Raw genomic sequence first — 26,530 nt, 5'->3', positions numbered from 1 at the left:
TATGGGATGTGGAAGTTGTTCAACAGGCGGTGGTTGTACCCCTAATGGATGCAAAAGTAATGGCTCATGCGGCACCGGTGGTTGCCAAACAATGGAAGTTCACGATTGGCTATCTAATTTGGATATGCCTGCTAATTATAAACCTTTTCAGGTTACAGAAATCAAATTTAAAGGTTCACGCAAGGAGTTTTTCCTGAACAACGATAACATTTATCTCGAAATCGGAGAACTTGTTGCGGTTGAAGGGCCAACTGGCGGTTTCGATGTTGGGCATGTTTCGCTTACCGGCGAATTGGTGCGCATCCAGATGAAACGCCGTAAAACTGCGATGGATCAGGTAACCAAAAAAATCTACCGCAAGGCTACAGAGGCTGATGTGGAGAAATGGAATGCCGCCAAAGGGATGGAATGGGAAACCATGCACAAAGCCCGTAAACTAGCACTCGATCTCCGTTTGCAGATGAAAATCAGTGATGTGGATTATCAGGCCGATAAAACCAAAGCCACTTTCTTTTATACCGCTGATGGTCGTGTAGATTTCCGCGAGCTGATTAAAAAGATGGCCGAAAGTTTCCGCATCAGGATCGAAATGCGCCAGATCGGAATGCGCCAGGAAGCTGGCCGTTTAGGCGGAATTGGTTCATGCGGTCGCGAATTATGTTGCTCTACCTGGTTAACCAACTTTAAAACAGTTTCAACAGCTGCTGCGCGTTATCAAAACCTATCATTAAATACGTTAAAGCTTGCTGGTCAGTGTGGCAAGTTAAAGTGTTGCTTAAACTATGAGCTGGATACTTATCTGGATGCTTTAAAAGATATTCCGGATAGAATCGAAAACTTAGATACTGAGGCGGGTTATGCACGCCACCAAAAAACAGATATTTTCAAAAAAATCATGTGGTTTAGTTACCAGGGCGATGAAAACTGGATTCCGGTTAAAGCTGCCCGCGTAAAAGAGATCATGGCGATGAACAAAGCCGGCAAAAAGGCGCCTAACTTAAAAGAAGAGGCTGTTCAGATTGCTGCGCCAGTTGTGGTAGAGAAATCTTTCGATTATGAAAATGTAGTTGGTCAGGATAGTTTAACCCGTTTGGATGAACGTTCGCGTGGTAAAAACAACCAGAACAAAAATAATAATCAGAAGAATAACCGCAGCAACAATAATCAAAACAGAAGAGACCGGGTTCCTGCTGGAGATAAAAATGTAGGACTAAACAACAGGTCGCAAAAACCTCAGCAAGCTGGTAAAGCACAACCAAACGGACCAAGACCTCAACAGCAGGCGGTGCCAAAACCTCAGCATATTAACGGGCCAAAACCGCAAAATAATAAGTCAAAACCACAGCAGCAAGGGCCAAAACCCTTAGCAAAGGCAGATGGAGAGGTTTCTGCGGATGGTGTTAAACCAGAACAGAGCAAAAACAAGAGCAGAAATAACCGTAGGAAAAACAATAACCGCCGAAATAATAACAATGGCTCAGAAAATAAACCTGCTGCAGAGTAAAAAGCAACTATTTTTGCTTGGTTTTTTATTGGTGACTTCACTGTTTGTTGGCTGTAGGGAGAGTGTGGTTGATAGTAATGTAGAAATTACCGATCGAAGATGGAGTTACCGCAGGCATATTCTTACTTCTTTTGAAATTAAGGATAATACCAAAGCCTATAATATTTATTTTAAACTGCGGCATACTGCGGATTATAAATACGCCAATATCTTTATTCTTGCCCATTTTAGAGATGGAAAAAATATGCTCACCAAACGTTATCAATATAAGCTGGCCAAGAACGATGGCGAATGGCTAGGCAGTGGTTCGGGGAATTTATTTACGTATAACTTACCAATGCTTACCGGTTATCATTTTCCAAAAAATGGCAAGTTTGCTATCGAAATTGAACAGAATATGCGCGATAATCCTCTTTTGGAAGTGAGTGATGCCGGGGTTTTGGTTGAATTTGCTCAATAAACGCCCGTTTTATAATTAATTCTTAGTCGATCATTCTGTAATTCGATTTTCCAGATCAACAAAGCGCAGTTATTTGCTTCTGCAGTTGTTTTTCGAAATTTTATTCGGGAATAACGGCTTGTTGCATAAATATTTGTAATAAAATTGTTATTATTGTTTATAAACCTATGAACTATGATCAAAATATTACTCAAAAACTCGCTACCGATTTTCTTTCTTTTAATCACTACCCAACTATTTGCGCAAGGCTTAAAGGGTAAGGTTACTGACTCTGCCGGTCTGGCTATTCCAGGTGCTACCGTTCAGGTAGTTGGCTCAAAAGTGGGCACCTCTTCTGATGGAAATGGGCTTTATGCCTTAAAATTTCCGGCCGCTGGGGCATATAAAATCCGGATTTCATTTACAGGTTACCAAACGGCCGAAGTAGCTGTTGATATAGACAATACAGTAAAAACAATGGATTTCGTCTTGCAGGATGCGAAAGAACTCTTAAGTGATGTGGTGGTGATCGGATCAAGATCCACTCCGCGGACCAATATTGAAAGTGTGGTTCCTGTAGATCTGATTTCATCTAAAGATGTTAAGGTGTTTGCCCAAACAGATTTAACACAGATTTTAAACTTCGTGGCGCCCTCTTTTAGCTCCAACCGGCAAACGGTTTCTGATGGGACAGACCATATCGATCCTGCATCTTTACGTGGTTTAGGCCCCGATCAGGTGTTGGTACTGGTAAACGGAAAGCGCAGGCATACCACAGCCCTGGTTAACATCAACGGCACATTTGGGCGTGGTTCTGTTGGTACCGATTTAAACTCCATTCCCGTTTCGGCAATTGAGCGGATCGAGGTATTACGCGATGGTGCGGCGGCACAGTATGGATCAGATGCCATTGCCGGTGTAATCAACATTGTATTAAAAAAGGTAACACCTTATAGTTTCTCTAGTTCCTTTGGCCAATCTTCATCAAGTGCCTTAGATCGCGATTTTAGTGATGGCAGAACCTTTCAGGTTGATTTTAGCAAGGGTTGGGCATTTAAAAACGATAAGGGTTTTATCAACTTTGCTGCACAGTACCTTCAGAGAGGTTATACCAACAGAGGTGGTTTAGATACCCGCCCATTATTATATTCTGCAAGTCCAACCAAAGGAGCAACAGAAACTGAAGCTGCTTTTCAGGCCCGCTTTGCCAGCTTAAAGGCTGCGGATGATGCCAGGGCAGCAGCAAACGGTCTGGATAGAAACAATATGCGTGTGGGGAACTCCGATTCTAAAAACGGTGGCGGTTTCTTAAACGGACAGTTTAATTTTGGCAAAACAACCCAATTGTACTATGCCGCAGGTTTTACACATAAAACCGGAAGCGCGGCGGGGTTTTATCGCCTGCCTACCCAAACTACGCAGATTGATTTATCCATCTATCCTAACGGATTTTTGCCTTTCATCGATACCAAAATCAATGATTATTCATTTTCTGCGGGAGTAAGAGGTAAAATAGGCACCTGGGATTACGACCTGAGCAATACTAGCGGGGAGAATACCATCGCATTTAATATCAATAATACCGTAAATGCCTCCTTGCCTACCGGAACAAGTCCAACTTCCTTTTACGCCGGCGAATTGCTGTTCAGACAAAACACAAGCAATCTGGATATTAGCAAAAAACACATTTTCGACGGGGGATTTTTAACTTCGTTAAATACGGCTTTTGGGGCAGAATTTAGGGTAGATAACTATCAGATTAAAGAGGGTGAATTGTTATCTTACTCAAATGGCGGAAGATTGATTGGCACTTCCCCTACCGCTTCGGGCGCGCAGGTTTTTCCAGGTTTTAAACCCAGTAATGCATTGGACAAATCGCGGCACAATGTGGGCGCCTATGCCGATCTTGAAGCTGAATTTGGACAAAGGGTAACTTTAGGTGCTGCTGGCCGTTACGAAAATTATAGCGATTTCGGTTCCAATTTCTCGTATAAATTTACGGGTAAGGTTAAACTTTTTGGTGATGTTTCACTGCGTGGGGCTTATGCTACAGGCTTTAGGGCACCGTCTTTACACCAACAATATTTTAACAATGAGAGTACGCAGTTTGTAGGTACCAATGCAACCCAGGTTTTAACCGTAAATAATGCCAATCCAATTGTTGCCCAGTTTGGTGTTGGGGCATTAAAACCAGAAATTTCGAAATCAGGGAGTTTAGGTTTGGCCGGTAAAATTGCCAAAACTTTTACCTTCACCATCGATGCCTATAATATTGATATCAAGGATAGGATTGTTTTCTCAAGCCAATATGCCCGCGAACGTTCTGGTGGTGTTTTAGTGCCTACAGGTGTAGTAAACCAGATTTTAAATACTGTAGATCCATCGGCACAAATTAACAGTGTGCAGTTTTTTACCAATGCCATAACCACCAATACCGCTGGGATTGATGTGGTGTTAACCAACAGGTTTAATTTGGGTGCAAAAAGTAGTCTGATTTTAAGTGTTGCTGGCAATGTAAACAAAACCGTGGTGAGAAGTATCCAGGGCTCCGATAAAATTGAAAGCGATGCGACTTTGAAGGCAAAACTTTTCGATCGTTTAGAACGCTCCCGTTTCGAAAGTTCGGTGCCGAAGAACAAGCTGAATATTACCGCAACTTACAATGTGAATAAACTCTCATTTGTGGCCAGAACAGTAAGATTTGGTGAGGTAACCTATTTAAACGCCATCGATCCCAATATTGCAGCTAACGCTTTGCCGACACAACTGGATCAAACCTTTGCACCGAAATGGGTAACCGATTTTTCGGTGAGTTATGCGGCGAGTAAAACCTGGTCGGTTACCGTGGGTGCCAATAATATTTTTGATGTTTATCCTGATAAATTGTACATCGATCCACGCGATAATGAAAATAATTTAAGCGGTGTATCCACAAGCAATTATTCTGGAGGATTAGACAATACTTCAAATGGCAGATTCCTTTATCCAAGGGCGGTAAGCCAGTTTGGCTTTAGTGGCCGATATGTATATGGTAAAATTGCCTGTACGTTTTAAGGGAATGTCATCAATTTCAGTATTTTAACCAAAGATGCACACAGATAAACACGGATTTTATCTGTGTGCATCCTTTTTATCTGTGGTTAATTAAGGTTGCGCTGTATAAAGTTGACGTATTTGGTCTAAGAAATTTAATTAACTATAAATATTGCAGCAAACTTTCCAGTTTCATCCCGCGTGATCCTTTTAGCAATATCAAATGGTTTAGAACGGGGTTTTCCTGCAGATAAGCTGCGGCTTCGGCTGGTGTTTCGAAAAAGGTGCCTTCTACCTCATCTTTAAACGCGTAAAAATCTTTTCCGATAAAAATAATCTGATCAAGGCCGCTTTCGCTTGCCTGTTTGGCGATCAGTTCGTGCTGGCCAGGCGATTCAGGCCCTAATTCGAACATATCACCTAAAATGGCGGTCTTTTTATCGGCCGATAACACAGCGATATTTTTCAGCGCAGCCGTCATGCTGCTGGGGTTGGCATTGTAGAAATCGCAGATGACGGTATTTTTTTCTGTTTTGGTAAGTTGCGAACGGTTATTTTTAGGCTGATAGTTCGATAAACCCGCATTGATTTCTTCAGGGCTCATGTCGAAAAAATCACCTATGCAGATGGCCGCAAGGATATTTTCGAAATTGTAACTTCCCGTTAAATTGGTTTTTACAGATGATGAAACATCATGGTTGGTCCAGTCTACTTCAATAAAAGGATCACTGCTTTTTAATGCACCCTTTATGGTATTGCCGTTTTCCGTTCCGTAATAAATCAGTTTATTGAGGCAGGCAACAGTACTCATTTCGAGTAAATATGGATTATCCCTATTGATAAAGGTGTAGCCCTGCGTTTCTTTCAGATAGGCATACAATTCTGCCTTGCCTTTTTTTACGCCTTCAAAGCCGCCAAATCCGTCTAAATGCGCCATGCCAACATTGGTAATAATGCCATGGGTGGGCTGGGCAATGGTGCATAGCAGTTCTATTTCTTTTTGGTGGTTTGCCCCCATTTCGATTACCGCAATCTGCACATCATCGGTAATAGACAAGATGGATAAGGGAACACCAATGTGGTTATTTAAATTGCCAAAAGTGGCAAAGGTTTTATAGCGCTCTGCTAAAACCGCATTGACCAGTTCTTTGCTTGTTGTTTTCCCATTACTCCCGGTTAAACCGATCACGGGAATGTTTAACTGTTTGCGATGGTGGCTTGCCAGATCCTGCAACGTTGCTAAAACATCGGCTACCAATACACATTTTTCATTTACTGCATATTTTTCTTCATCGATAATTGCATAAGCCGCCCCTTTTTCGATGGCCTGAACCGCAAATTCGTTGGCATTAAAAAGATCTCCTTTAAGCGCAAAAAAGATGCAACCAGGTGTAATGTTTCTTGTATCGGTAGAAATAACGGGGTTTTCCAGGTAGTATTGGTATAATTTTTCGGTTGTGATCATGCTTATCGTAAAAAATATGATGTAAAATTAAGCTTTAGCAACAACAAAAAACAAAATTAGTACATTAGGTAAATTATTTTCCTATGAAGAGACTGTTAACGTTCTGCCTAATCTCCGTTGGTTCCGTTTTATTCGCACAAGCACAGCTAAAATCGCCCGATGATTTTCTGGGTTATGAACTGGGTTCTCACTTTACGCCCCATCATAAAGTTGCCGATTATTTCAGGCAAACCGCTGCAGCATCTCCTCAAAATATTAAACTGATTGAATATGGTAAAACAAACGAAGGCAGACCGCTTATGGTGGCCGTTGTTTCTTCGGCGGAAAATATAGCGAGGCTCGAGCAGATCAGGAGTAACAACCTGGCTTTAACATCAGGTACCAACAGCAGTGTCGATTTAACCAATCAGCCGGTTATTCTTTGGTTAAGTTATAATGTGCATGGAAATGAGGCAAACTCTACAGAAACCGCCATGAAAATGCTGTATACGCTGGCTTCCGGTACGAATAAACCAGCAACAGGGTGGTTAAAACATACCGTTGTGGTAATTGATCCCTGTTTAAACCCCGATGGAAGAGACCGTTATGTCAATTATTTTAACAGTGTTGTGGGTAAAACACCTAATTCGGATCCATCATCAAGAGAACATATCGAACCCTGGCCAGGTGGCAGGCCAAACCATTATTACTTTGATTTAAACCGCGATTGGGCCTGGCAAACACAGATTGAAAGTCAGCAAAGGTTAGCCTTATACAACCAATGGATGCCACAGGTACATGTCGATTTTCATGAGCAGGGTTATAACGAGCCTTACTATTTTGCACCTGCGGCAGAACCTGTTCATCAGGACATTACCCCGTGGCAAAAGAGTTTTCAGGTGGTGGTTGGGAAAAACAATGCCAAATATTTTGATGCCGAAGGCTGGCAATACTTTACTAAAGAACGGTTTGATCTGCTTTATCCTTCTTATGGCGATACCTATCCTTTGTACAATGGATCAATCGGAATGACTTACGAGCAAGGTGGCATCAGGGCCGGATTATCGGTGGTAACCAACGATGGAGATACTTTAACTTTAAAAGACCGTATTGCACACCATTTTACCACAGGGATGTCGACACTTGAAGTAAGCTCTTTAAGTCACAATAAATTATTAGAAGAGTATAAAAAGTATTTTCAGCAGGAATTAACTACTGCTCCGGGCATTTATAAAAGTTATATCATTAAACCGACTAACTTATCGCGGTTGAAAAAATTAGCAGAATTACTCACTAAAAACAAAATAGAATTTGCTTTTGGAGGAGATAAAAGCGGAAGGGCTTACGATTATGATACGCAGAAGGAAGAGAATTTTAACATTGGCCGTAACGATCTGATTGTGAATGTGCAGCAATCGAGGGCCGTTTTGGCCAATGTGCTCTTGGAACCGCAAACCTTTGTAACCGATTCTAATACCTATGATATTACCGCATGGGCCCTGCCTTATGTGTATGGCTTAAAAGGTTATGCCAGCAAAGAAAGCATTAAAGGCAAGTTTTCTGCATTGGAAGAACCTAAAGTGGCGAATACGGATGTTGATAAACCATTGGCCTGGTTATTTGGCTGGGGAACCAATGAGGATGCCCGCCTTTTAATTGCGCTGCAAAAAGAAAATATAAAGGTGCGACAGGCCGATCAGCCATTTGCTGTAAACGGTAAGGATTACCCTGCCGGCACCCTGATTGTATTGCGGGCTGAAAATGAACGCTCGATAAAAGGGATGAAAGATAAAGTTGCCCTGATTGCCAAAATGCTCGATAAACCCGTTCAGGCGGTTAGCAGTGGTTTTGTGGAAAAGGGTAAAGATTTCGGCTCTAATGTATACCCCCTGTTAAAACAACCGAAAATTGCCATTGTATCGGGCATGGAAGTTTCATCATTAGCATTCGGCGAAGCCTGGTTTTACCTGGAGCATGATCTTAACCTTTCGCCAAGTATCATCAATGTGAAGGACATTAATAATTTAGACATTAACAAGATCAATACTTTAATCCTGCCCGACGGAAGTTATAGTCCTTTCATTGGTGATGGTTTAACCGCCTGGTTAAACAAGGGTGGAAAACTGGTCTTAATGGAAGATGCCATTGAAAGTGTATTGGAGAAAAAAGGATTCGATATTAAAAAGAAAGAAGCAGTTGTAAAAAAGGACGAAAAACCTGAGGCAAACAAACAACTATTTAAGGATAAGGATCGCGACGATTTCGAAACTACCATACCAGGGGCGATTTATAAGATCAACCTCGATGCCACCCACCCCTTCTCTTATGGTTTAGGTAAAACCTATTACAGTTTAAAAACAGACCGTAAAATTTACGAACCCTTTGCTAAAGGCTGGAACGTGGGTTTGATTAACGACAAAAGTTTAATGGCTGGTGTGGTAGGCAAAAAAGCCAGGGAAGAGCTAAAATCCGGTCTTTTGATCGGTGTGCAGGACTTCGGCCGGGGGCAGGTGGTCTATTTAGCGAACGATCCCTTATTCAGGAATTTTTGGGAGGGTGGTAAAACGCTTTTCGGCAATATAGTGTTCTGTAGCTATTAGTACCCTTGATTTCAAAAACTGTAAAATATTTTTATATACAATATTGTATTTGTAATAATACATAAAATATCAATTTAAAGTGCTTTTAAATAGTTTTAAGTTAATAAATATTAAAATAAATTTGGCTTAACGTGTAACTCTATTTTCGTTACATTATTTTAATACATCATTAACCTAAATCTACTATGAAAAACTTCTACCGAGTTTGTTCATCTGTATGTTTTTTGCACTAGCGGCATGGGCACAGGATCGAACAATCAATGGAACAGTTACGTCTTCAGAAGACAAACTGCCAATCCCTGGCGTAAGCGTAAAAATTCAGGGCGCCACAGGGGGCACCTCAACCAATGCTGACGGAAAGTTCTCCATTAAAGTCTCACCCGACGCTAAGGTTATTGTATTTTCCTCCATTGGATACGCGACTCAATCCAAACCGATCGGAAGTTCGGATGTAATCAACGCCATCTTATCTTCAGATGCTAAGGCCTTGGATGAAGTTGTGGTAACCGCTTTGGGGCAAGTTAGGAAGAAAAATACATTATCCTATGCTGCACAGCAGGTGAAAGGCGAAGAACTTACACAAACAAGATCATCGAACGCGGCGTCTGCTCTATCAGGTAAAGTATCTGGTTTACAGATCATTCAGGGAAATGCAATTGGTGGATCAACGAATGTCGTGATCAGAGGTAATAAATCTTTAACAGGGAATAATCAGGCGTTATTTGTAGTTGATGGTGTTCCGGTTGACAATTCAAATAATACTTCGATTGACCAGAGAAGAGGAAGGGGCGGTTATGATTACGGAAATGCGGCAGCAGATATCAATCCTGACGATATAGAATCCGTCAATGTTCTTAAGGGAGCTGCGGCAAGTGCCTTATACGGCTCCAGAGGGGCAAATGGTGTAGTTATGATTACTACAAAAAGCAGGAAGGATAAGGGTATGGGCATTACCGTTAATAGTGGTTTAACCATAGGAACTATTGATAAATCAACTTTCCCGGAGTATCAAACTGAATATGGTGCCGGATATTCAAATGGATATGAAAGTGGAGATGGCTTCTTGTTGATTGATGTTCAGGGTAACGGTGTTAAGGAAAGGGTAGTTCCCACTTCTGAAGATGCGTCTTATGGAGCTAAATTTGATCCAAACCTATTGGTGTATCAATGGGACGCCTTTGATCCGTACTCACCTAATTATAAGAAAAAAACGCCATGGGTGGCTGCGGCAAACAATCCCTCAACATTTTATGAAACAGCAATTTCTAATAATAATAATATCATATTTGATGGTGCTTCCGATAAAGGGACAATCAAGCTGGGTTATACCAGAAGTGATGACCGGGGGAACACTACCCAATAGTAAAATCGTTAAAAATATATTGAATTTTGGCTCTACATACAAAATTACAGATCGGTTAACCGCATCTGCACTTGCAAATTACTCAAAAGTTGAGGGTTTGGGTAGGTATGGGTCAGGATATAGTGGCTTAAATGTGAACCAGAATTTTAGACAATGGTATCAAACCAATGTAGATATAGTGGCCCAAAAGGATGCTTATTTTAGAAATAAGCAAAATGTTTCATGGAACTGGGCTGATCCTTCTTCGCCTGAAGGATTGGTTCCTAAATATACTGATAATTATTATTGGATAAGATACCAGAATTATCAGAACGACACAAGAAGCAGGATTTTCGGGAACGCATCTTTAAATTATAGAGCTACTGACTGGCTAAATATTCTCGGACGTGTTTCTTTAGATACTTACAATGAATTTCAGGAAGAAAGGGTTGCTGTAGGGAGTCAGGGAGCAGCTTCTTATGCCCGTACGGATAGATCGTTCAATGAAACAAATTTTGATCTTATTGCAAACTTTGATAAAAATGTAACGGAGCAACTTAATTTGAAGGCATTGCTTGGCGTTAATATCAGAAAGAGTTTGTTGAATAGCGCTTTTTCCACTACGAATGGGGGGCTCATTGTGCCAGGGTTGTATAGCATTTCTAATTCTGTTGGTGCCGTAGCGGCCCCAATAGAAAATTACGAACCTAAAGAAGTGGATGGCTTTTTCGGTGGAGCTACCCTAACCTATGATGAATATTTAACCTTGGAAGGTACTTTTAGAAGAGATAAATCTTCTACACTTCCCGAAGGTGAAAACGCATATAACTATTATTCGATTGCTGGCAGCTGGTTGTTTTCTAAGCAGTTAAAGGATAAGGTAAACTGGATATCATCAGGAAAACTCCGTGTCAACTATGCTACGGTTGGAAATGATGCACCCTGGGGAAGTACTAAAAATGTTTATACCTCTCAAAATCTATTTGGATCAAGCATTTTATTTGCCTACCCTTTTACCACAAATAATCCTTCATTGAAGCTAGAGCAAACCGAAAGCAGTGAGATTGGTTTAGATATGGCATTTTTGGGTGACCGCATTGGTTTTGATGCATCATATTACCTGACAAAAACAAAAAATCAGATTATACCAGTTGCAGTTTCTGCTGCCACAGGCTTTACCAATACCTATGTTAATGCAGGTGTTATAAGAAATAATGGTGTTGAGGTTTCATTGTATGGTTCTCCTATTAAAACACAAAACTTTTCCTGGAACATTAACATTAATTGGACAAAAAATAACAGTAAGGTCCTGGAGCTGTATAATGACAGTAGAAACCTCCAGTTGGCTAGTTTTCAGGCGGGTATAAGCGTTAATGCTACTTTAGGTGAGCCATATGGTACTATTCAGGGCAAAGATTATGTCTACAATGCAAACGGTCAAAAAGTTATTGATAAAGAGGGATATTATAAAGTAACTACAAGTACAAATAATGTTATTGGCAATATTAACCCAAAATGGATCGGCGGTATTTATAATAGCTTTAAATATGAAAACGTGTCCTTGGGATTCTTAATTGATATCCGCTCTGGGGGCAATGTTTGGTCGTTAGACCAATTTTATGCTACCTATACAGATATTTGCCAAATACCGTTGGTTTAAACGATTTGGGTAATCCTGTAAGGAATCCGGTAACCAATAGTGGAAATAGCGGAGGGGTTATTTTAGATGGTGTAACTGAAGACGGTAAAGTGAATACTAAACGTGTTGTGATAGACGCAAATTCTACTACCCTTCCGCAAGCGGCATTTTCATACGATGCCAGTTATGTAAAATTAAGAGAAGCTACATTAACGTACACTTTCCCGAAAACTATGATTTCAAAATGGGGTCCTGTCAAATGGATTGATCTGTCTGTTTTTGGCAGGAATTTGTGGATTATACATAAAACCTTCCTTATTCAGATCCGGAAGAGAACCTGTCTTCTGGGAATGCACAAGGGATACAAAGTGGAGCATATCCAACAACCAGAACAATAGGTATTAAGGCAAAGCTATCATTCTAACTAATCAACAAGAAAATGAGAAAATCAATCATATTTTTTGCAATGCTCGTCTCTTTTGCAACTTGTAAGAAGAATATTACATCACTTAATATTGATACCAAAAGACCATCGGAAGTTCCAGCTGCGACTTTGTTTTCCTACGCAACCAAATCTTACAGCGATGTTGTTACGAGTGCTAGTGTTAACACCAATGTATTCAGATTTACGACCAGTCATTGGGCAATGGTTACCTATCAGGAGGAAGCTCAGTACGACTTCGGTACCAGAAATATTCCTCAAGCGTGGTGGACTACGATGTACAGAGAAGTACTCCAAAATTTAACCCAATCATCAACCATTATAAAGGCCAATGTGACATTAAATGCTGGGATAAAATCGAATCAACTGGCAATTATTGATATCATGCAGGTACTTGCTTATAGTACACTTGTTAATACATTTGGCAATGTGCCTTATAGCCAGGCCCTAGATCAACAAAATCTTTTTCCGAAATATGATGACGCAAAGACGATTTCTTTAGTTCTATTGAAAAGGTTAAATACCGACATTGCCCAACTTAATACAGCCAGTGCAGGATTTTCTGCAAGTGAGGACCTTATTTTTCAAGGGAATATCTCAAAATGGATAAAGTTTGGTAACTCTATGCGGATACAACAAGCTTTAATTTTAGCTGATGCAGACAATGCAGTTGCCAAAACGGCTATCGAAGCATCAGATGCAGGTGCAATTTCTGCCGATGTGGATAGCGACTTTTAAATATCTGGCGGGTGCACCAAACCAAAATCCGCTTTTTGTTGATATCGTAACCGGTGGACGTGGAGGTTATGTAGCTGCAAAAGATTTGGTAGACAAATTGTTAGAACTGTCTGATCCTCGTCTGGCCCAGTATTTTAGTACTAACGCAAACGGAGCCTATGTTGGAGGGATAGTTGGGAAAGTGAATACGGTGTCAGCTGTTTCTAAACCTGGTACAAAAGTTTATGCTGCTGATGCTCCAACCCTACTGATGGATTATGTAGAAACTGAGTTTAATAGAGCAGAAGCAGCTGAAAGAGGATATGCTGTTAATGGTAATGCAGAAACGCATTACAATAATGCGATTAAGGCATCGATTTTATATTGGGGAGGTACTGTTACTGACGCATCCACTTATCTCGCAAATCCATTAGTTGCATACACATCTGCAGCCGGTACTTGGAAAGAGAAAATAGATGTCCAAAAATGGATTGCGCTTTACAATAGACCCTTTAATTGTTGGACAGAATTAAGAAGATTAGATTTTCCAAAAATTACTGCGCCAGTGGGCGCTAAATCTGGTTTCCTAACAGGCTTAACTATCCAAGCAATGAACAGCAATTAAACGGTAGTAATTACGGCCAGGCTTCTGGTGCAATTGGCGGTGATGTTGTAACCACAAAATTGTTCTGGGATAAGTTTTAAGCCACGCCATCGCAATAAAAAATGCCATGTGGGGTAGGATTTTTAAACCGCCTCTATTCAAAAAGCACCTTTCAAATTTGATTTGGAATGTGCTTTTTGTTTTAATATACCCTTGACTGAAAAATTAACCTTCGCAAAAAAAAATAATTTTTGAAGGCAGGTGCTTAAATAATAGCTTAAAACAGTATAATGCCTATCTTTTTAGTTACAAACATTAGTTAGCAAAAAAGTTACGTTAAGAAATACGCATTGGATAGTATTTAAGGCGCTATTGGTTAAAAAATGGTTAAAATAAATTTGCTGGAACTACTAACTAACTCTAATTTAGCCCATTATTTTAAATACATTAACTAACTTATTTCTACCATGAAAAAACTTTTACACAGTTTGTTCATCCTCATGTTTTTTGCGATAAGCGCAATGGCACAGGATCGAACAATCACAGGTACAGTTACGTCTTCCGAAGACAAGCTCCCAATCCCCGGAGTGAGCGTAAAAATTCAAGGGGCCGCTGGTGGTACCTCTACCGATTCGAATGGAAAATTCTCCATTAAAGTTTCCTCAGATGCTAAAACAATAGAGTTCTCCTCGATTGGATTTGCAACTCAAACCCGTCCAGTTGGGAGTTCGAGTGTAATCAATGTTGCGTTAACTACCGATGCTAAGGCCTTGGGCGAAGTTGTGGTAACGGCATTAGGTGTTAACAAGGCTACAAAAACTTTGGGTTATTCTCAAAGTACCTTAAAATCGGCAGAGGTTAATGCTTCTGCACCGGCAAGTTTATTCGGCGGTTTGCAGGGTAAAGTAGCAGGGGTAAACATTTCCAATACCTCTGGTGCTCCGGGCGGATCAACCAAGGTTATTTTACGGGGTTATTCATCAATAACAGGTAGTAACCAACCGTTGTATGTTGTGGATGGTGTGCCTTTGGATAACTCAACTGCTGGCTCGAGCGATAATTATGATTTTGGTAACAATGCAAACGACATTGATCCTAACAACATTGAAAGCATCAGTATTTTAAAGGGATCTGCAGCAACAGCATTATATGGATCACGAGGATCGAACGGTGTTTTAATCGTAACCACAAAAAAAGGAGCTGCCGGTAAGTTGAAAGTAGATCTTTCTACCTCGACTACCCTAACCAATGTTGCCTCAATTTACAAACCTCAGGATCAGTTTGGTCAAGGTTGGGATGGTACTTATATTCCTTCTGAGAATGGGAACTGGGGCCCGAGATATGATGGGCAATTGAGAACCTGGGGCGCAGTAGTTGATAACTCTCAACTGTTAAAGCCGTACTCGTTCATTAAAAACAATGTGAGAGATGCATTAAGCACTGGTATCGAATTGAACAATAATATTTCCTTGAGTGGTGGAAATGAGAACAGCACGGCATATTTTTCTTATGGAAATATCTACAGCGATGGTTATCTTCCATCAGATAACGATTCTTACAAAAGAAATAACTTTACCTTAAAAGGATCAACCAAATACGGAAATTTCACTGCTGATGCCTCTTTAAACTATGTTGGTAAAACCACAAAATTTATCAATCAAGGTGGAGGTGATTCAGGAATTGGTTCTTCATTTTATGAGGAAATCCTACAGATCCCTGGCGATATCCCGATTAAAGATCTTCAGGATTATAAAAACAAGTTTTTTAACGTAGATAATTATTTTACCCCATATGCAGAAAACCCTTATTATGCCCTATACGAAAATGGAAGTAGGTATAAGAGTGATCGTTTATATGGAAATATTAATTTAAACTATAAAGCAACAGACTGGTTAAGCTTTCAGTTCCAGCAGGGTGCGGATGTTGATAATGCCATTAGCAAAATCTGGCACAATAAAAATGCACCGAGTATAGGCAGCTACAATGCTGGTGGCAATATCGAAGGATCGGCGAGAGCAGCTGATGCAGGTGATGTAGTTGAAGGATCCGTAAAAACGTTTGAATACGATACAAAATTAAATGCTCTTTTCAATAAGGAACTAAATAGCCACTTCGATTTAGACGGTTTAATTGGTGTGAACTATAATGATCGTGGTTCAAGAATATTGAGTACGCGCATTGAAGATTTGGCCATACCAGGTTTTTATCAGATCAATAACTCGGCTAATAAACCAACATCTACCAATGCAGAATCTCACCGCCGCTTATTTGGTGCCTATGCTTCTGCTACCCTGGGTTACAATAAATATTTGTATTTAACCCTAACGGGAAGAAACGACTGGTCGTCAACACTTCCTCAGAATAATAACAATTACTTCTACCCTGCTTCCAGTTTAGCATTTATTGCTTCTCAGGCGATCGATTTAACTAAAACACCGATCAGCTTTTTAAAGTTAAGAGCGAGTTATGGTGAAACAGGTAGTGATACCGATCCTTACCGTGTATTTAATACTGCAACCAGAACATCATCGCCATTAGGTTTCGGAACTTTGACCTTTCCTATTTTTGGTGTGTCGGGTTATTCGATTTCTAATCAGTTAAATAGCAATAACTTTAAGCCAGAGCGCGTTAAAGAGGTTGAGCTAGGTGCGGAAATCAGGTTTTTAAAAGACCGTATCGGTATTGATGCAACCTATTACAATAAATTAAGAAAAGATCAGATTATCCCATTGCCTATTGATCCGGCAACAGGTTATTCTTCTTACATTGTCAACTTTGGTTCGGTTCGTAACAAGGGTATAGAACTTGCCGTAAATATCAAACCGATTAAAACGACAGATATCGACTGGACCTTGAATTACACCTTTACAAAAGAAAACAGTAAAGTAACCGAATTACCTGCCGGATTAGATAAAGTGGTATTAAATTCCGCTTACGATGCTCAGTTTGTAGCCCGTGTTGGTCAACCATTAGGCGTGATCGAAGCACCATCACGCACTTATAGCCCAAGCGGACAGGTTATTGTAGATGCAAACGGCTATCCGGTATATTCTTCAGAAAATGTAAGCTTTGGCACTACACTTCCTGATTTCGTAATGGGATTAAATAATCAGTTCCGATATAAGGACTTTTCACTTTCATTTACCTTAGACTGGCATAAAGGTGGCGTATTTTATTCAGGAACTGCCGATTTATTGAACTTCGTAGGTGCTGATGCCAAAACAACTTATAACGATCGCCGTCCTTTTATTGTTCCCAATTCGGTTCAGAAATTAGCCGATGGTACATTTGTAGAAAATACCACCCCGATAACGGAAGCCAATACAGATGATTTTTATTATACGACATCAAATAAGGCTGATGCTTATGCTAACCGTATTTTAGATAGGTCTTTCCTGAAATTGAGAGAAGCTACTTTAAGTTATAACCTGCCAAAATCTATTGTTGGTAAAGTGGGTGCGCAAAGAGCAAGTGTATCTGTTTTTGGAAGAAATTTGATCACCTGGCTGGCTAAAACTAACAAAACGATCGATCCAGAGGTTTCTAACTTTGGAAATGATTTAGGAAGTGAATTTGGTGAGTTTAGAACTGCGCCTCCGGTTAGGTTCTTTGGCGCATCATTAAAAGTTTCATTTTAATCTACCCCGTAATGAAAAATAATCATATAAAATATAAAGCGCTGATGTTATCAGCAGTGGTGTTTCTGGCTTTTGGATGTAAGAAAACACTTGATATTAACGTAAATCCAAACAATCCCCTAATTGAAACCACTACCCCCGAAGTATTGTTTCCTTCAGGAGTGATTTCAACAACAGGGCGTGTTGGTGGTGAACTTACAATTCTGGGCGGTATTTGGTCTCAATATTATACACAGGCAAATGCTTCCAACCAGTACAAAACAATTGACGCGTACGCATTAACCCGTAACGACTTAAATGGAAGTTATGATGAGCTGTTTGCTGGTGCTTTGGCCGATTATCAATTGGCGATTAACCTAGCGGTTGCAAGAAGTGATTGGCGTTATAATTTAATGGCTACGGTAATGAAAGCTTATACCTATCAGGTATTGGTAGATTTATACGATAAAGTTCCTTATACGGAAGCATTAAAAGGTCTTGATAACCTGCAGCCAAAATTCGATGACGGTTATACCATTTATGTAGGTTTACTTGCCGAAATAAATGCGGCCCTTGCCAAAGATTATACCAGTGTTCCATTAAATAGTGACCAGGAAAAAACAGATTTTCTTTTTGGTGGTGATATGGACCTTTGGACTAAATTTGCCAACACCCTTAAGTTAAAAATGTATTTGAGGATGGTTAATGCGAAACCTGCAGAAGCACAGGCCGGGATTACAAAATTATATACTGATGGGGCAAATTTTTTAACCACTAGTGCAGGCATTGCTACATTTGAGGGTTCGCCAGATAACAGTAATCCTTTTTATGAATATAATGTTCGCCGTTTAAATACCACTACAAATTTAAGGGCAAGTAAAACTTTTACCAGTTGGCTAGAGGAGAATAATGATCCGAGAGTAAATTATTATTTTGGAACCGCTACTCCTGTGCCGATGAATCAAGGTGATTATACCGCCACCGCAATCGAACAACCTACTTATGCAGGTGCAACTGTTTTTGCACAAACAGCAAAAGATCCGGTTTGGTTTATTTCTGCAGCAGAGTCTTATTTGATGCAGGCCGAAGCTTTAGAGCGTTATTATGGAGGAGCAGGTGCTGCGGCGATGTACCAAAATGGTGTTACAGCAGCTTTTGCACAGGTTGGATTAGCTGTAGGAGCAATTCCTGCTCCATATTTGGTATATTCAACTGGTACCTTCGAAGAAAAATTGGAGCGGATTATTGTGCAAAAATGGGCCTCTTTTGCAGGTTCACACAGCCTGGAAGCCTTTTTTGAGCAAGAACGTACCGGATATCCTAGAAAAAGTAGTGTTTATTCAACTGATGACAGCTATATCCCTGGCCAATGGGTGTACTCAAAAAATGGTGTTACTTCGGGTTTGTTGCCTAAACGTTTGGTATTCCCTGCATCATCAAGAGATAGAAACAGCAACACGCCTGCGGAGGTGCCAATTACAACTAAAGTTTGGTGGGGTAAATAGTATTTATAATTGATAAAGAGATGAAAAGATATTTAACAATAATTATATTGGGAGTTATAAGCATGACTTATAGCTCTTGCAAAAAAGAGTCCTTTGATTATCCGGAAGGTTATGTAGGTATCTCTAAAGTAACTATATATCCAATACTGACCATGAAAGGTGATAAATATGTGGCAGTAGCAAAAGGTGCAACTTATACTGATGCGGGTGCAACAGCAGCGGCAGGTACGAGCACCATTGAGGTGAAGGTTACAGGTTTACCAAATACGGCTACAGCGGGGGTATATTTAATTACCTATTCGGCTACAAATACCGATGGTTTTTCGGCAACAACAACAAGATCTGTAGTGGTTTATGATACTAAAGCTGATGCCTTAGCAAATGATTTTTCGGGTAATTACTTTAGGGCGGCTACCGGAACAATTACAAAATGGACCAAACTGGCTCCCGGTGCCTACCTGGTGAATAATCCTGGTGGTGCAGCAACTGGTACATCGGTTAATGTAATTGCCGTAAACCCTACGGGCAGTGTAATCGATATTCCACAGCAAAATACCGATAGCGGTCCTTGGGGATCAAATACGGAAAGTAAAAATTTAGTTTCGGGCAATTATTCATGGGCAGTTGAAAACCCTGGTTATGGTGATGCAGTTAGAACTTTTGTTAAACAATAATCATAGAACGATGAAAAAATATTTTTATATACTAACCCTTTTTGTACTAAGCATATCTGCTTGTAAAAAGGATGAACCAGTTGGCGGTACAGCGGTGCAAGACCTGTCTGGCGAGTGGTGGGTACAGATTGACGGTGAAGGTGATTATTATGGGATCTCTACCTATAATACAGCTGATAATTCATCTAGCCAGATGTGGCTAAATTTGACTAATCTTTGGTCTCCATCAACAACGGAAACAATTTTTGGCAAAGTAAATATAAACCTCGATAGCAAAACTTTTTCCGGGCAGAATATTGCCAATGCAGGAACTTACCCTGGAGGCTTAACTTTTACGGTAACCAATGGAAAGGTCACGCCTAATGGCGCGGTTGGCCCATCATCCAAAGCAACAACTGATGCGATAGCATTGGATATTGTGTTTTCAGATGATACAACCCCAGGAACGGTTTACCATCTTAAAGGTTACCACCGAACCAAGTTTGTTGGCGACGATCATTAAGCCTCGTTACAACTGTTAGATAACAAAGCCTTCCAAAATTTTTTTTGGAAGGCTTTGTTGTTTTTAGATCATTATTAGAAAAACTTCAAATATTAATTCTAATTAAAAAAGCACTATATGTTTTCTAATTTAGAAAGCTTAATCCTTATAGCCAGAGATTTTGTAAGTTGCAATGAACGAAATACTGGTTGTGCCCTAAATAGGGAGCATCTGCATAAGCATCTTTAAAAATGTTTTTTGGCATAGTTTTTTTGCTATCATTTTTATTGCTTTTGTGCATTTATTGCGTGTTTTGGGGTAAAATACAGTTATAGGTGGGTAAAATATTCTACAGTTTGTGGGTAATTTTCCTTTAAATGCCTTTTTACTCAGACAGTAAGATTGTCAAAATAAAGTCATTATAAATTTTGGTTCTGTTAAAATTTGTTAAAATACACTTGATCTCTACTATATTTAGCAATTCAAAAAATCATTAACTAACCTATTTTCAAATTATGAAAAAACTTCTACAAAGTTTGTTCATACTTATGTTTGTCGCAATTTCGGCGATGGCACAAGAAAGAACAATCACTGGTACAGTTACATCCTCGGACGATAAATTGCCGATCCCTGGTGTAAGTGTAAGAGTAAAAGGCACACAAACAGGTGCCGTATCAGATGCTAATGGAAAGTATTCCATTAAAGTTCCTTCGGGTTCATCTGTTCTTGAATTCTCCTTTATCGGTTATGCTTCGCAAAGCAGAACAATTGGTTCAGCAGGCTCCTTAAATGTTGTTTTAGAATCTGATTCGAAAGCACTAAGCGAGGTAGTAGTTACTGCGGCCGGCTTAACAGTTCGTAAAAAAGAGCTCGGTAGTGCACAAACTACCTTAAAGAATGAAGCCCTAACACAAGCAAAACCAACAAACATTGCTTCAGGGCTTGCAGGTAAAGTTGCTGGATTAAATATCCAGGGTGTAAGCAGCGGTGTTAACCCAAATTATCGTGTGACTTTGAGAGGAATGCGCTCATTAACGGGTAACAATGAAGCCTTAATCGTTATTGATAATACCATTGTTCCTAATGCCATTCTTGGAAACATTAACCCTGATGATGTTGAAGATGTTACTATTTTAAATGGCGCGAGTTCAGCGGCATTGTATGGCTCGGCAGCATCAAATGGTGCAATAATCTTAACAATGAAAAAGGGCAGAAAGACCCCTGGCCTTGATATTAAGATTGATAATACAACAACTATTGAACAAGTTGCTTTCTATCCCGGCTTACAAAAACAATTCGGATCGGGATCTGATAATGATATTCAGGTTTATAATCCAATTGAGAATCAGCAGTATGGCCCTGCTTACGATGGTGTTATTAGACCAATCGGACGTCCATTGCAAAATGGCGCTATTCAACAAGTTCCTTATGAATGGACTGACAGCAAAAATAAATTTTGGGATAATGGTTTGACGAATATGACAAATTTTTCTGCTTCTTCAGGTGGAGAAAACGGAAGTTTATATGCCTCTGCTCAATATTTAAGAACTGATGGTACAACCCCAGGGGATAAATATAACAGAGCTACAGTAAGATTGGGCGGTACGCGTGTTTTATCAAAGGTTTTAGATTTCACCTATTCAGCATATTATGCTCAAAACCGTACGGATCAAACCACTCAAACTTCAAATATCTATAATTATCTTTTGAATGCTCCGGGCAATGCTCCATTAACAGATTATAGTGATTGGCGGAACAATCCTTTTGCAAATCCAAATGGATACTTCAATGCTTATTATAATAACCCTTATTTTATGGCTGATAACTACAGACAAACAATAAGAAATGATTATTTTATTGGTAATGCTGAATTAAAGTATAAGCCTTTAGATTGGTTAGATTTTACTGGCCGTATTGGTTTAACAACGCGTAACCAGAGTTCAAAAACATATTCAGATATCTTTACTTTTAGCGAGTATACTAAAAGCATTGTTGGATCGAGTGAATACAAAAAACAGGATATTCTAGGTGGTAACTCTGATAATTTATTTTATAACACCAATATTATTACCGACTTCATCGCTCATGCTCAGAAAAAGGTAAATGATTTTAGTTTTGATTTAACTGGATTATTTCAGGCACGCCAGGATCAGTATAAAACTACAACAGCAAGTATTTCCGGACTATTAACGCCTGGTTTGTTTAATCTAGGTAATAGTGTTAACACACCAACTGCATCTGGTGCAGATGCATTAGCCAGATCTTATGGTGCCACTGGAAGATTAAAAGTAGGTTATAAAGATTATTTATTCTTAGAAGCAACTGGACGCAATGACTGGGTTTCAATTCTAGCCCCTGAAAATCGTTCATTCTTTTATCCAAGTGTAAGTTTGTCTTTTGTTCCAACGGATGCAATTCAATTCTTGAAAGATATTAAAGAAATCGATTTCATTAAATTAAGAGGTAGTTGGTCAAAAGTTGGTCAGGTTAACTTAGGTAACTCAGCAACTTTTGGTGCCTATAGCTTACAGCCTACTTTCACACAAGGATCAGGTTATCCGTTTAATGGTGTTGGTGGCTTAACTGTTGGCGATAGATTAGTGTCGGAAAGCTTAAAGCCAGAGATTACTCAAGGATATGAGTTTGGTGTTGAAACTGGCTTATTCAAAAATAGAATTGCTTTTGTAGTAAATTATTTCAATTCAAAAACGAAAAATCAAACTGTAGCAACAGGGGTTTCAGGAGCTACCGGTTATAGTTCTTATCTCGTAAATACCGGACAAACAAGCTCAAAAGGTGTCGAAGCGAATATAACCTTAGTGCCTGTTAGAACTGAAGATTGGGACGTAACCTTCAATGCGAACTTTTCACACTACAGTAATTTCGTTGATTTCATTAGTGGTGATTTAAAGCAACTAACACTTGGATCATACACTGGTGGTGCAGGTTCATATGCAATAGAAGGTCAACCTTTCCCGGTGATCCAAGGTACAACCCATGCACGCGATCCTCAGGGAAGAATTATTGTTAACCCACTTACGGGATACCCTTCTGCTACAAGTGGTGTTAGTGTTTTGGGACAAGCTCAACCTAAAAACACATATGGGTTTAACTTAAGCGTAAAATACAAAGCATTTAGCCTTTATGGTAGTGCAGAATACCGCACAGGTAATGTGATTTACAATAATGGTGGCAGTACATTTGATTTTAGTGGTGCTGGTATAAATTCAGCGGCCTACAATAGAGATCGATTTGTTATTCCAAATTCTTCTTATTTAGATGCAAATGGTCAATACGTTGCAAATACCAATATTACAGTAAGAGATGGTGGTGCAGGTTACTGGTCAATTGCTGGTCCAAGAACGGGAATTGCGGAAAACTATATCACCTCTGCGGCGTTCTGGAAAATCCGTGAGATTTCATTAGCGTACGATATCCCATCAAAATTTTTAGCTAAATCGAAAGTTTTAAAAGCTGCTAGAATCAGCGTTCAAGGTAGAAATTTATTTATCTTCTTACCGAAATCTAATGTTTATACAGATCCTGAGTACAGTGCGGGTGATAATTTAAATAGCGGTAATGCAATTGGTCTCACTAGTTTGGATCAAACGCCTCCATCAAGATTTTATGGAGCTACTTTATCTCTAACTTTATAAAAATATAATTATGAAAAATATTTCAATATATATATTCGGAGTAATACTTTTAAGTTCTGTTTATTCGTGTAAAAAGGACTTGGATATTAATACAAATCCGAATACTGCGACAGAGGCTTCAGTTAAAACTGTTTTGCCTACTGCTTTGGTATCAACTGCTGCAAATGTCGTAACCTATAATAACAGTGTTTCTGGTGGCCAGGTTGCTGGTTACTATGCAAATGGAGGTGGGGTTAGTGGATGGGGTTCTATCATTTCATACAACTACCAATCGTCAGACGGGCAGGCACTTTGGACGAATACTTATAATACTTTAACAGATGTTAAGTATGTTTTGGATAAATCTAATGGAGATGCAACATTAAAAGAATTTAATGCTGCCGCAAAGGTACTTAAAGCATATAATTTCCAGTTATTGGTTGATGTTTATAATGATGTTCCTTATACAGAGGCGAATCAGGGAACAACTATTTTGCAACCCAAGTACGATAAAGCAACTGATATTTATAAATCAATAACAGATTTATGTGATCAGGCGATTACAGTATTTAAAGGAGTAACAGCCGCCACACCGGCATTTGTTGCTGCGGACCCACTTTACAAAGGTGATCCTAAAAAATGGGCTGCTTTTGCCCAAACTTTAAAGCTTAAATTAGTTACTAGAGGTGGAACTAAAGTTGCGTTTACAAACAAAACTTTTGATACAGGTGTAGGCTTCATTACTGATGATGCAATTGTACAGCCGGGCTATGCTAAATTAGACGGAAAGCAAAACCCAATGTGGAACTCTTGGGCTTACGGATTTGATGGAGCCGTAGTTAGTTCGGGTAGCCAATATGCGGTAACTAACTGGATTGCTTCTTTTTATAATGGAACCAAAATTACTGATACACGTCGTTCGGCAGTTGTTTATAAAACCATTGCTGCTACAACGCTGAATCAGTTGGGTTATCAAGGTGCTGATGCTGGTAGAGGTCAGTCTCCGAATTCTTGGTTTATTGGAACTAATGCAACCACTTATAGCAAAATTGGAATTTTTAAAGGACCCGATATGGGACAACCAATCATGTTAGCCGCAGAAAGTTACTTTTTACAGGCTGAAGCAAATGTGTCTGGTTTAGTGCCTGGGGCAGATGCAACCAACTTCAGAAATGGAATCGTTGCTTCTTTCGCTTATCTTTATAAAGATAATACTGGTGCAAACACCGCAGGTAAAAATGCTTCTGCTGATGCTGATGCATATATTGCCGCAAATCCACTTAATGCTGTAGTAAACTACAGTTTAGCAACAACGAATGAAAGCAAAATTGAAGCAATTATTACCCAAAAATACATTGCATTTAACCAGTTATTTGGACATGAAGCATGGAATGAATTTAGAAGGACCGGTTATCCATCAATCGTAGAAGGTTCATTGGATAAAACTGCAACTTTCGCTTCAAACGTTTCAGAAGCCACGGCTGCAAATAAATTGCCAACCAGAATCCTATATCCATTAACAGAGTTTCAATTTAATACTGGTAATATCCCAAGCGGTATTAATAAATATACTTCAAAAATATTTTGGGCTAAATAAAATTAAATATTAGAATTATGAAAAAGATTATCAATATTGTGATGGCTCTTACCTTCATAACAGGATTAAGTTCTTGTTTAAAGGATGATACCATCATTGGTCCAGATTCCCCTGGGGCGATCAAGAATATTATAGAATTTAAAAATATTGCTCCAATTAATTCATCTCCTACTGCACCTGTTCCCGTATTTATTCCTTTTACGTTGAAGCCGGATGCTGCTACTGCTGAAATTGAAGCAATTGTTAATTATGCTGGCGTTGATGTTGCACCAAGTGACATTGTTGTAAACTTGGCAGTAGATCCTTCGTTAATTGCTACATATAATAGCAAAGTTTCTGGAGCTGCTTTTAGCCAGTTAGCATCATCATCTTATACATTTCCTGCGAGTGTAACTATTCCTGCTGGTCAGAGAGAAGGTAAGTTTAAGATAACGGTTAAACCAAATTCTTTTGATGCAAGTAAAGAAAATGCATTGGGAATTAAAATAACATCTGCCTCGTCGGGCACTGTTAGTGGAAACTTTGGAGCAGTTATTTTCAGCATGCCACTTGAAAGTATATGGCAAGGTACTTATAGTGTGAGCTATAGTAATAACTATGGAACTATCGATGCCAATATTGGAACTTTCGATGATACAGGAATTAAGTTATCAACTGTTGGCCCCAATAAATTACAAACGTTAAGTGTAGCGGATACTTATAGTGGGTCAACCACTTTTCAGTTCAATGGTACCAATACTTCCATCACTAGTGTTGTTGTTATTAGTGGATCGACTAATTTTGCAACTTCTATACAAAGTGTAGATATCATTGATCCAATAAACAAAGTTTTTGGTCTTCACTACACATGGGGAGGAAGAGGAATGGTCGAGAAATGGACTAGAACAGGTGATTAATTTCTACTGAATTTTAAGAGCAAAGGGAGTTTTCGAAAGAATAGCTCCCTTTGTTTTTAAGAATCAATACTCTCAACTGCTTATAGGATTAGCTGAAGCAACAGTAGCTGGTATTGATAATCTTCAGGCAACGATAGATCCAGTAACAAATTTAGTTACAATGAAATCTATTGGAAATGCAACACTTGCTAACATTCCTGGTTCAGTTAATAAATATGACCCGGCAACGAAAACATTCACTTTGAATTTCGACTGAAATCCGACTGCATCTAAAAGAGTTTACTCGTTAGTCGCTATGTATAAAGGTGCTAGATAGTAAAAATCATAATAACTGTTTAATAAAAAAAGAGAGGCAAAACTT

The 26,530-nt window shown here is 39.4% G+C and carries 17 protein-coding genes; 16 read left to right on the top strand and 1 reads right to left on the bottom strand.

Annotated features, from left to right (window positions below):
* Position 1 precedes the first annotated feature (1 nt).
* The 3 genes from ricT to R2S57_RS12350 all read left to right on the top strand — a co-directional run bounded on the left by ricT (position 2) and on the right by R2S57_RS12350 (position 4,997).
* The gene (gene ricT, locus R2S57_RS12360) at positions 2–1,504 is read left to right on the top strand and encodes a regulatory iron-sulfur-containing complex subunit RicT (RefSeq protein ID WP_316845261.1); all 1,503 of its coding nucleotides are present in this window, start codon (positions 2–4) and stop codon (positions 1,502–1,504) included.
* Positions 1,473–1,964, top strand: coding sequence for a gliding motility lipoprotein GldH (locus R2S57_RS12355; protein ID WP_316845260.1), 492 nt, complete (start codon positions 1,473–1,475; stop codon positions 1,962–1,964). Before ricT ends, R2S57_RS12355 begins: the two co-directional genes overlap by 32 nt.
* 174 nt (positions 1,965–2,138) lie before the next feature.
* Positions 2,139–4,997: a TonB-dependent receptor gene (locus R2S57_RS12350; protein ID WP_316845259.1), complete on the top strand. Its 2,859-nt coding sequence runs from the start codon at positions 2,139–2,141 to the stop codon at positions 4,995–4,997.
* A 142-nt stretch (positions 4,998–5,139) separates the two neighbouring features.
* Here R2S57_RS12350 and R2S57_RS12345 read toward each other — a convergent pair whose 3' ends face one another.
* On the bottom strand, positions 5,140–6,441 hold the full coding sequence (locus tag R2S57_RS12345; RefSeq protein WP_316845258.1) for a UDP-N-acetylmuramoyl-tripeptide--D-alanyl-D-alanine ligase: 1,302 nt from the start codon (positions 6,439–6,441) through the stop codon (positions 5,140–5,142).
* 83 nt (positions 6,442–6,524) lie between these two features.
* Here R2S57_RS12345 and R2S57_RS12340 point away from each other — a divergent pair, with 83 nt between their 5' ends.
* The 13 genes from R2S57_RS12340 (at position 6,525) to R2S57_RS12280 (ending at position 26,169) form a co-directional block, all read left to right on the top strand.
* A complete protein-coding gene (locus tag R2S57_RS12340; RefSeq protein WP_316845257.1) occupies positions 6,525–9,020 on the top strand; it encodes a M14 family metallopeptidase in 2,496 nt (831 codons plus the stop codon).
* A gap of 217 nt (positions 9,021–9,237) precedes the next feature.
* Positions 9,238–10,383, top strand: coding sequence for a TonB-dependent receptor plug domain-containing protein (locus tag R2S57_RS12335; RefSeq protein ID WP_316845256.1), 1,146 nt, complete (start codon positions 9,238–9,240; stop codon positions 10,381–10,383).
* Positions 10,358–12,022 carry a TonB-dependent receptor domain-containing protein gene (locus R2S57_RS12330; protein ID WP_316845255.1) on the top strand — a complete coding sequence of 555 codons (1,665 nt, stop codon included), beginning with the start codon at positions 10,358–10,360 and terminating at the stop codon, positions 12,020–12,022. Before R2S57_RS12335 ends, R2S57_RS12330 begins: the two co-directional genes overlap by 26 nt.
* A complete protein-coding gene (locus R2S57_RS12325) occupies positions 12,001–12,399 on the top strand; it encodes a hypothetical protein (protein WP_316845254.1) in 399 nt (132 codons plus the stop codon). Before R2S57_RS12330 ends, R2S57_RS12325 begins: the two co-directional genes overlap by 22 nt.
* 41 nt (positions 12,400–12,440) lie before the next feature.
* Positions 12,441–13,181 (top strand): SusD/RagB family nutrient-binding outer membrane lipoprotein, encoded by a 741-nt coding sequence (locus tag R2S57_RS12320; protein ID WP_316845253.1) that lies wholly within the window; start codon positions 12,441–12,443, stop codon positions 13,179–13,181.
* Positions 13,141–13,785 carry a SusD/RagB family nutrient-binding outer membrane lipoprotein gene (locus R2S57_RS12315; RefSeq protein WP_316845252.1) on the top strand — a complete coding sequence of 215 codons (645 nt, stop codon included), beginning with the start codon at positions 13,141–13,143 and terminating at the stop codon, positions 13,783–13,785. The genes R2S57_RS12320 and R2S57_RS12315 overlap by 41 nt, the downstream gene beginning before the upstream one ends.
* 446 nt (positions 13,786–14,231) lie before the next feature.
* Positions 14,232–17,402: a SusC/RagA family TonB-linked outer membrane protein gene (locus R2S57_RS12310; protein WP_316845251.1), complete on the top strand. Its 3,171-nt coding sequence runs from the start codon at positions 14,232–14,234 to the stop codon at positions 17,400–17,402.
* 11 nt (positions 17,403–17,413) lie between these two features.
* Entirely contained in the window at positions 17,414–18,886 is a 1,473-nt protein-coding gene (locus tag R2S57_RS12305; RefSeq protein WP_316845250.1) for a SusD/RagB family nutrient-binding outer membrane lipoprotein, read from the top strand.
* A gap of 20 nt (positions 18,887–18,906) precedes the next feature.
* Complete coding sequence (locus R2S57_RS12300) at positions 18,907–19,560, top strand: immunoglobulin-like domain-containing protein (RefSeq protein ID WP_316845249.1); 654 nt, start codon at positions 18,907–18,909, stop codon at positions 19,558–19,560.
* 10 nt (positions 19,561–19,570) lie between these two features.
* Complete coding sequence (locus R2S57_RS12295; RefSeq protein WP_316845248.1) at positions 19,571–20,062, top strand: lipid-binding protein; 492 nt, start codon at positions 19,571–19,573, stop codon at positions 20,060–20,062.
* Between the two features lie 494 nt (positions 20,063–20,556).
* Positions 20,557–23,697 carry a SusC/RagA family TonB-linked outer membrane protein gene (locus tag R2S57_RS12290; protein WP_316845247.1) on the top strand — a complete coding sequence of 1,047 codons (3,141 nt, stop codon included), beginning with the start codon at positions 20,557–20,559 and terminating at the stop codon, positions 23,695–23,697.
* Positions 23,698–23,707: 10 nt separating this feature from the next.
* On the top strand, positions 23,708–25,273 hold the full coding sequence (locus R2S57_RS12285; RefSeq protein ID WP_316845246.1) for a SusD/RagB family nutrient-binding outer membrane lipoprotein: 1,566 nt from the start codon (positions 23,708–23,710) through the stop codon (positions 25,271–25,273).
* Positions 25,274–25,290: 17 nt separating this feature from the next.
* Positions 25,291–26,169, top strand: coding sequence for a DUF1735 domain-containing protein (locus R2S57_RS12280; RefSeq protein ID WP_316845245.1), 879 nt, complete (start codon positions 25,291–25,293; stop codon positions 26,167–26,169).
* Positions 26,170–26,530: the final 361 nt, after the last annotated feature.

This window comes from Pedobacter psychrodurus (genome assembly GCF_032678585.1).
Classification (GTDB): Bacteria; Bacteroidota; Bacteroidia; order Sphingobacteriales; family Sphingobacteriaceae; genus Pedobacter; species Pedobacter psychrodurus_A.
This window is presented reverse-complemented; position numbering and strand designations above follow the sequence as displayed.

What these genes read in the sequence shown, in the direction of transcription:
- R2S57_RS12320 (WP_316845253.1), top strand. Translation starts at nt 12,441, where the DNA reads ATGAGAAAATCAATCATATTTTTTGCAATGCTCGTCTCTTTTGCAACT.
- R2S57_RS12295 (WP_316845248.1), top strand. Translation starts at nt 19,571, where the DNA reads ATGAAAAAATATTTTTATATACTAACCCTTTTTGTACTAAGCATATCT.
- R2S57_RS12280 (WP_316845245.1), top strand. Translation starts at nt 25,291, where the DNA reads ATGAAAAAGATTATCAATATTGTGATGGCTCTTACCTTCATAACAGGA.
- R2S57_RS12285 (WP_316845246.1), top strand. Translation starts at nt 23,708, where the DNA reads ATGAAAAATATTTCAATATATATATTCGGAGTAATACTTTTAAGTTCT.
- R2S57_RS12305 (WP_316845250.1), top strand. Translation starts at nt 17,414, where the DNA reads ATGAAAAATAATCATATAAAATATAAAGCGCTGATGTTATCAGCAGTG.
- R2S57_RS12315 (WP_316845252.1), top strand. Translation starts at nt 13,141, where the DNA reads ATGCAGGTGCAATTTCTGCCGATGTGGATAGCGACTTTTAAATATCTG.
- R2S57_RS12310 (WP_316845251.1), top strand. Translation starts at nt 14,232, where the DNA reads ATGAAAAAACTTTTACACAGTTTGTTCATCCTCATGTTTTTTGCGATA.
- R2S57_RS12345 (WP_316845258.1), bottom strand. Translation starts at nt 6,441, where the DNA reads ATGATCACAACCGAAAAATTATACCAATACTACCTGGAAAACCCCGTT.
- R2S57_RS12290 (WP_316845247.1), top strand. Translation starts at nt 20,557, where the DNA reads ATGAAAAAACTTCTACAAAGTTTGTTCATACTTATGTTTGTCGCAATT.
- R2S57_RS12350 (WP_316845259.1), top strand. Translation starts at nt 2,139, where the DNA reads ATGATCAAAATATTACTCAAAAACTCGCTACCGATTTTCTTTCTTTTA.
- R2S57_RS12340 (WP_316845257.1), top strand. Translation starts at nt 6,525, where the DNA reads ATGAAGAGACTGTTAACGTTCTGCCTAATCTCCGTTGGTTCCGTTTTA.
- ricT (WP_316845261.1), top strand. Translation starts at nt 2, where the DNA reads ATGGGATGTGGAAGTTGTTCAACAGGCGGTGGTTGTACCCCTAATGGA.
- R2S57_RS12335 (WP_316845256.1), top strand. Translation starts at nt 9,238, where the DNA reads ATGTTTTTTGCACTAGCGGCATGGGCACAGGATCGAACAATCAATGGA.
- R2S57_RS12355 (WP_316845260.1), top strand. Translation starts at nt 1,473, where the DNA reads ATGGCTCAGAAAATAAACCTGCTGCAGAGTAAAAAGCAACTATTTTTG.
- R2S57_RS12300 (WP_316845249.1), top strand. Translation starts at nt 18,907, where the DNA reads ATGAAAAGATATTTAACAATAATTATATTGGGAGTTATAAGCATGACT.
- R2S57_RS12330 (WP_316845255.1), top strand. Translation starts at nt 10,358, where the DNA reads ATGACCGGGGGAACACTACCCAATAGTAAAATCGTTAAAAATATATTG.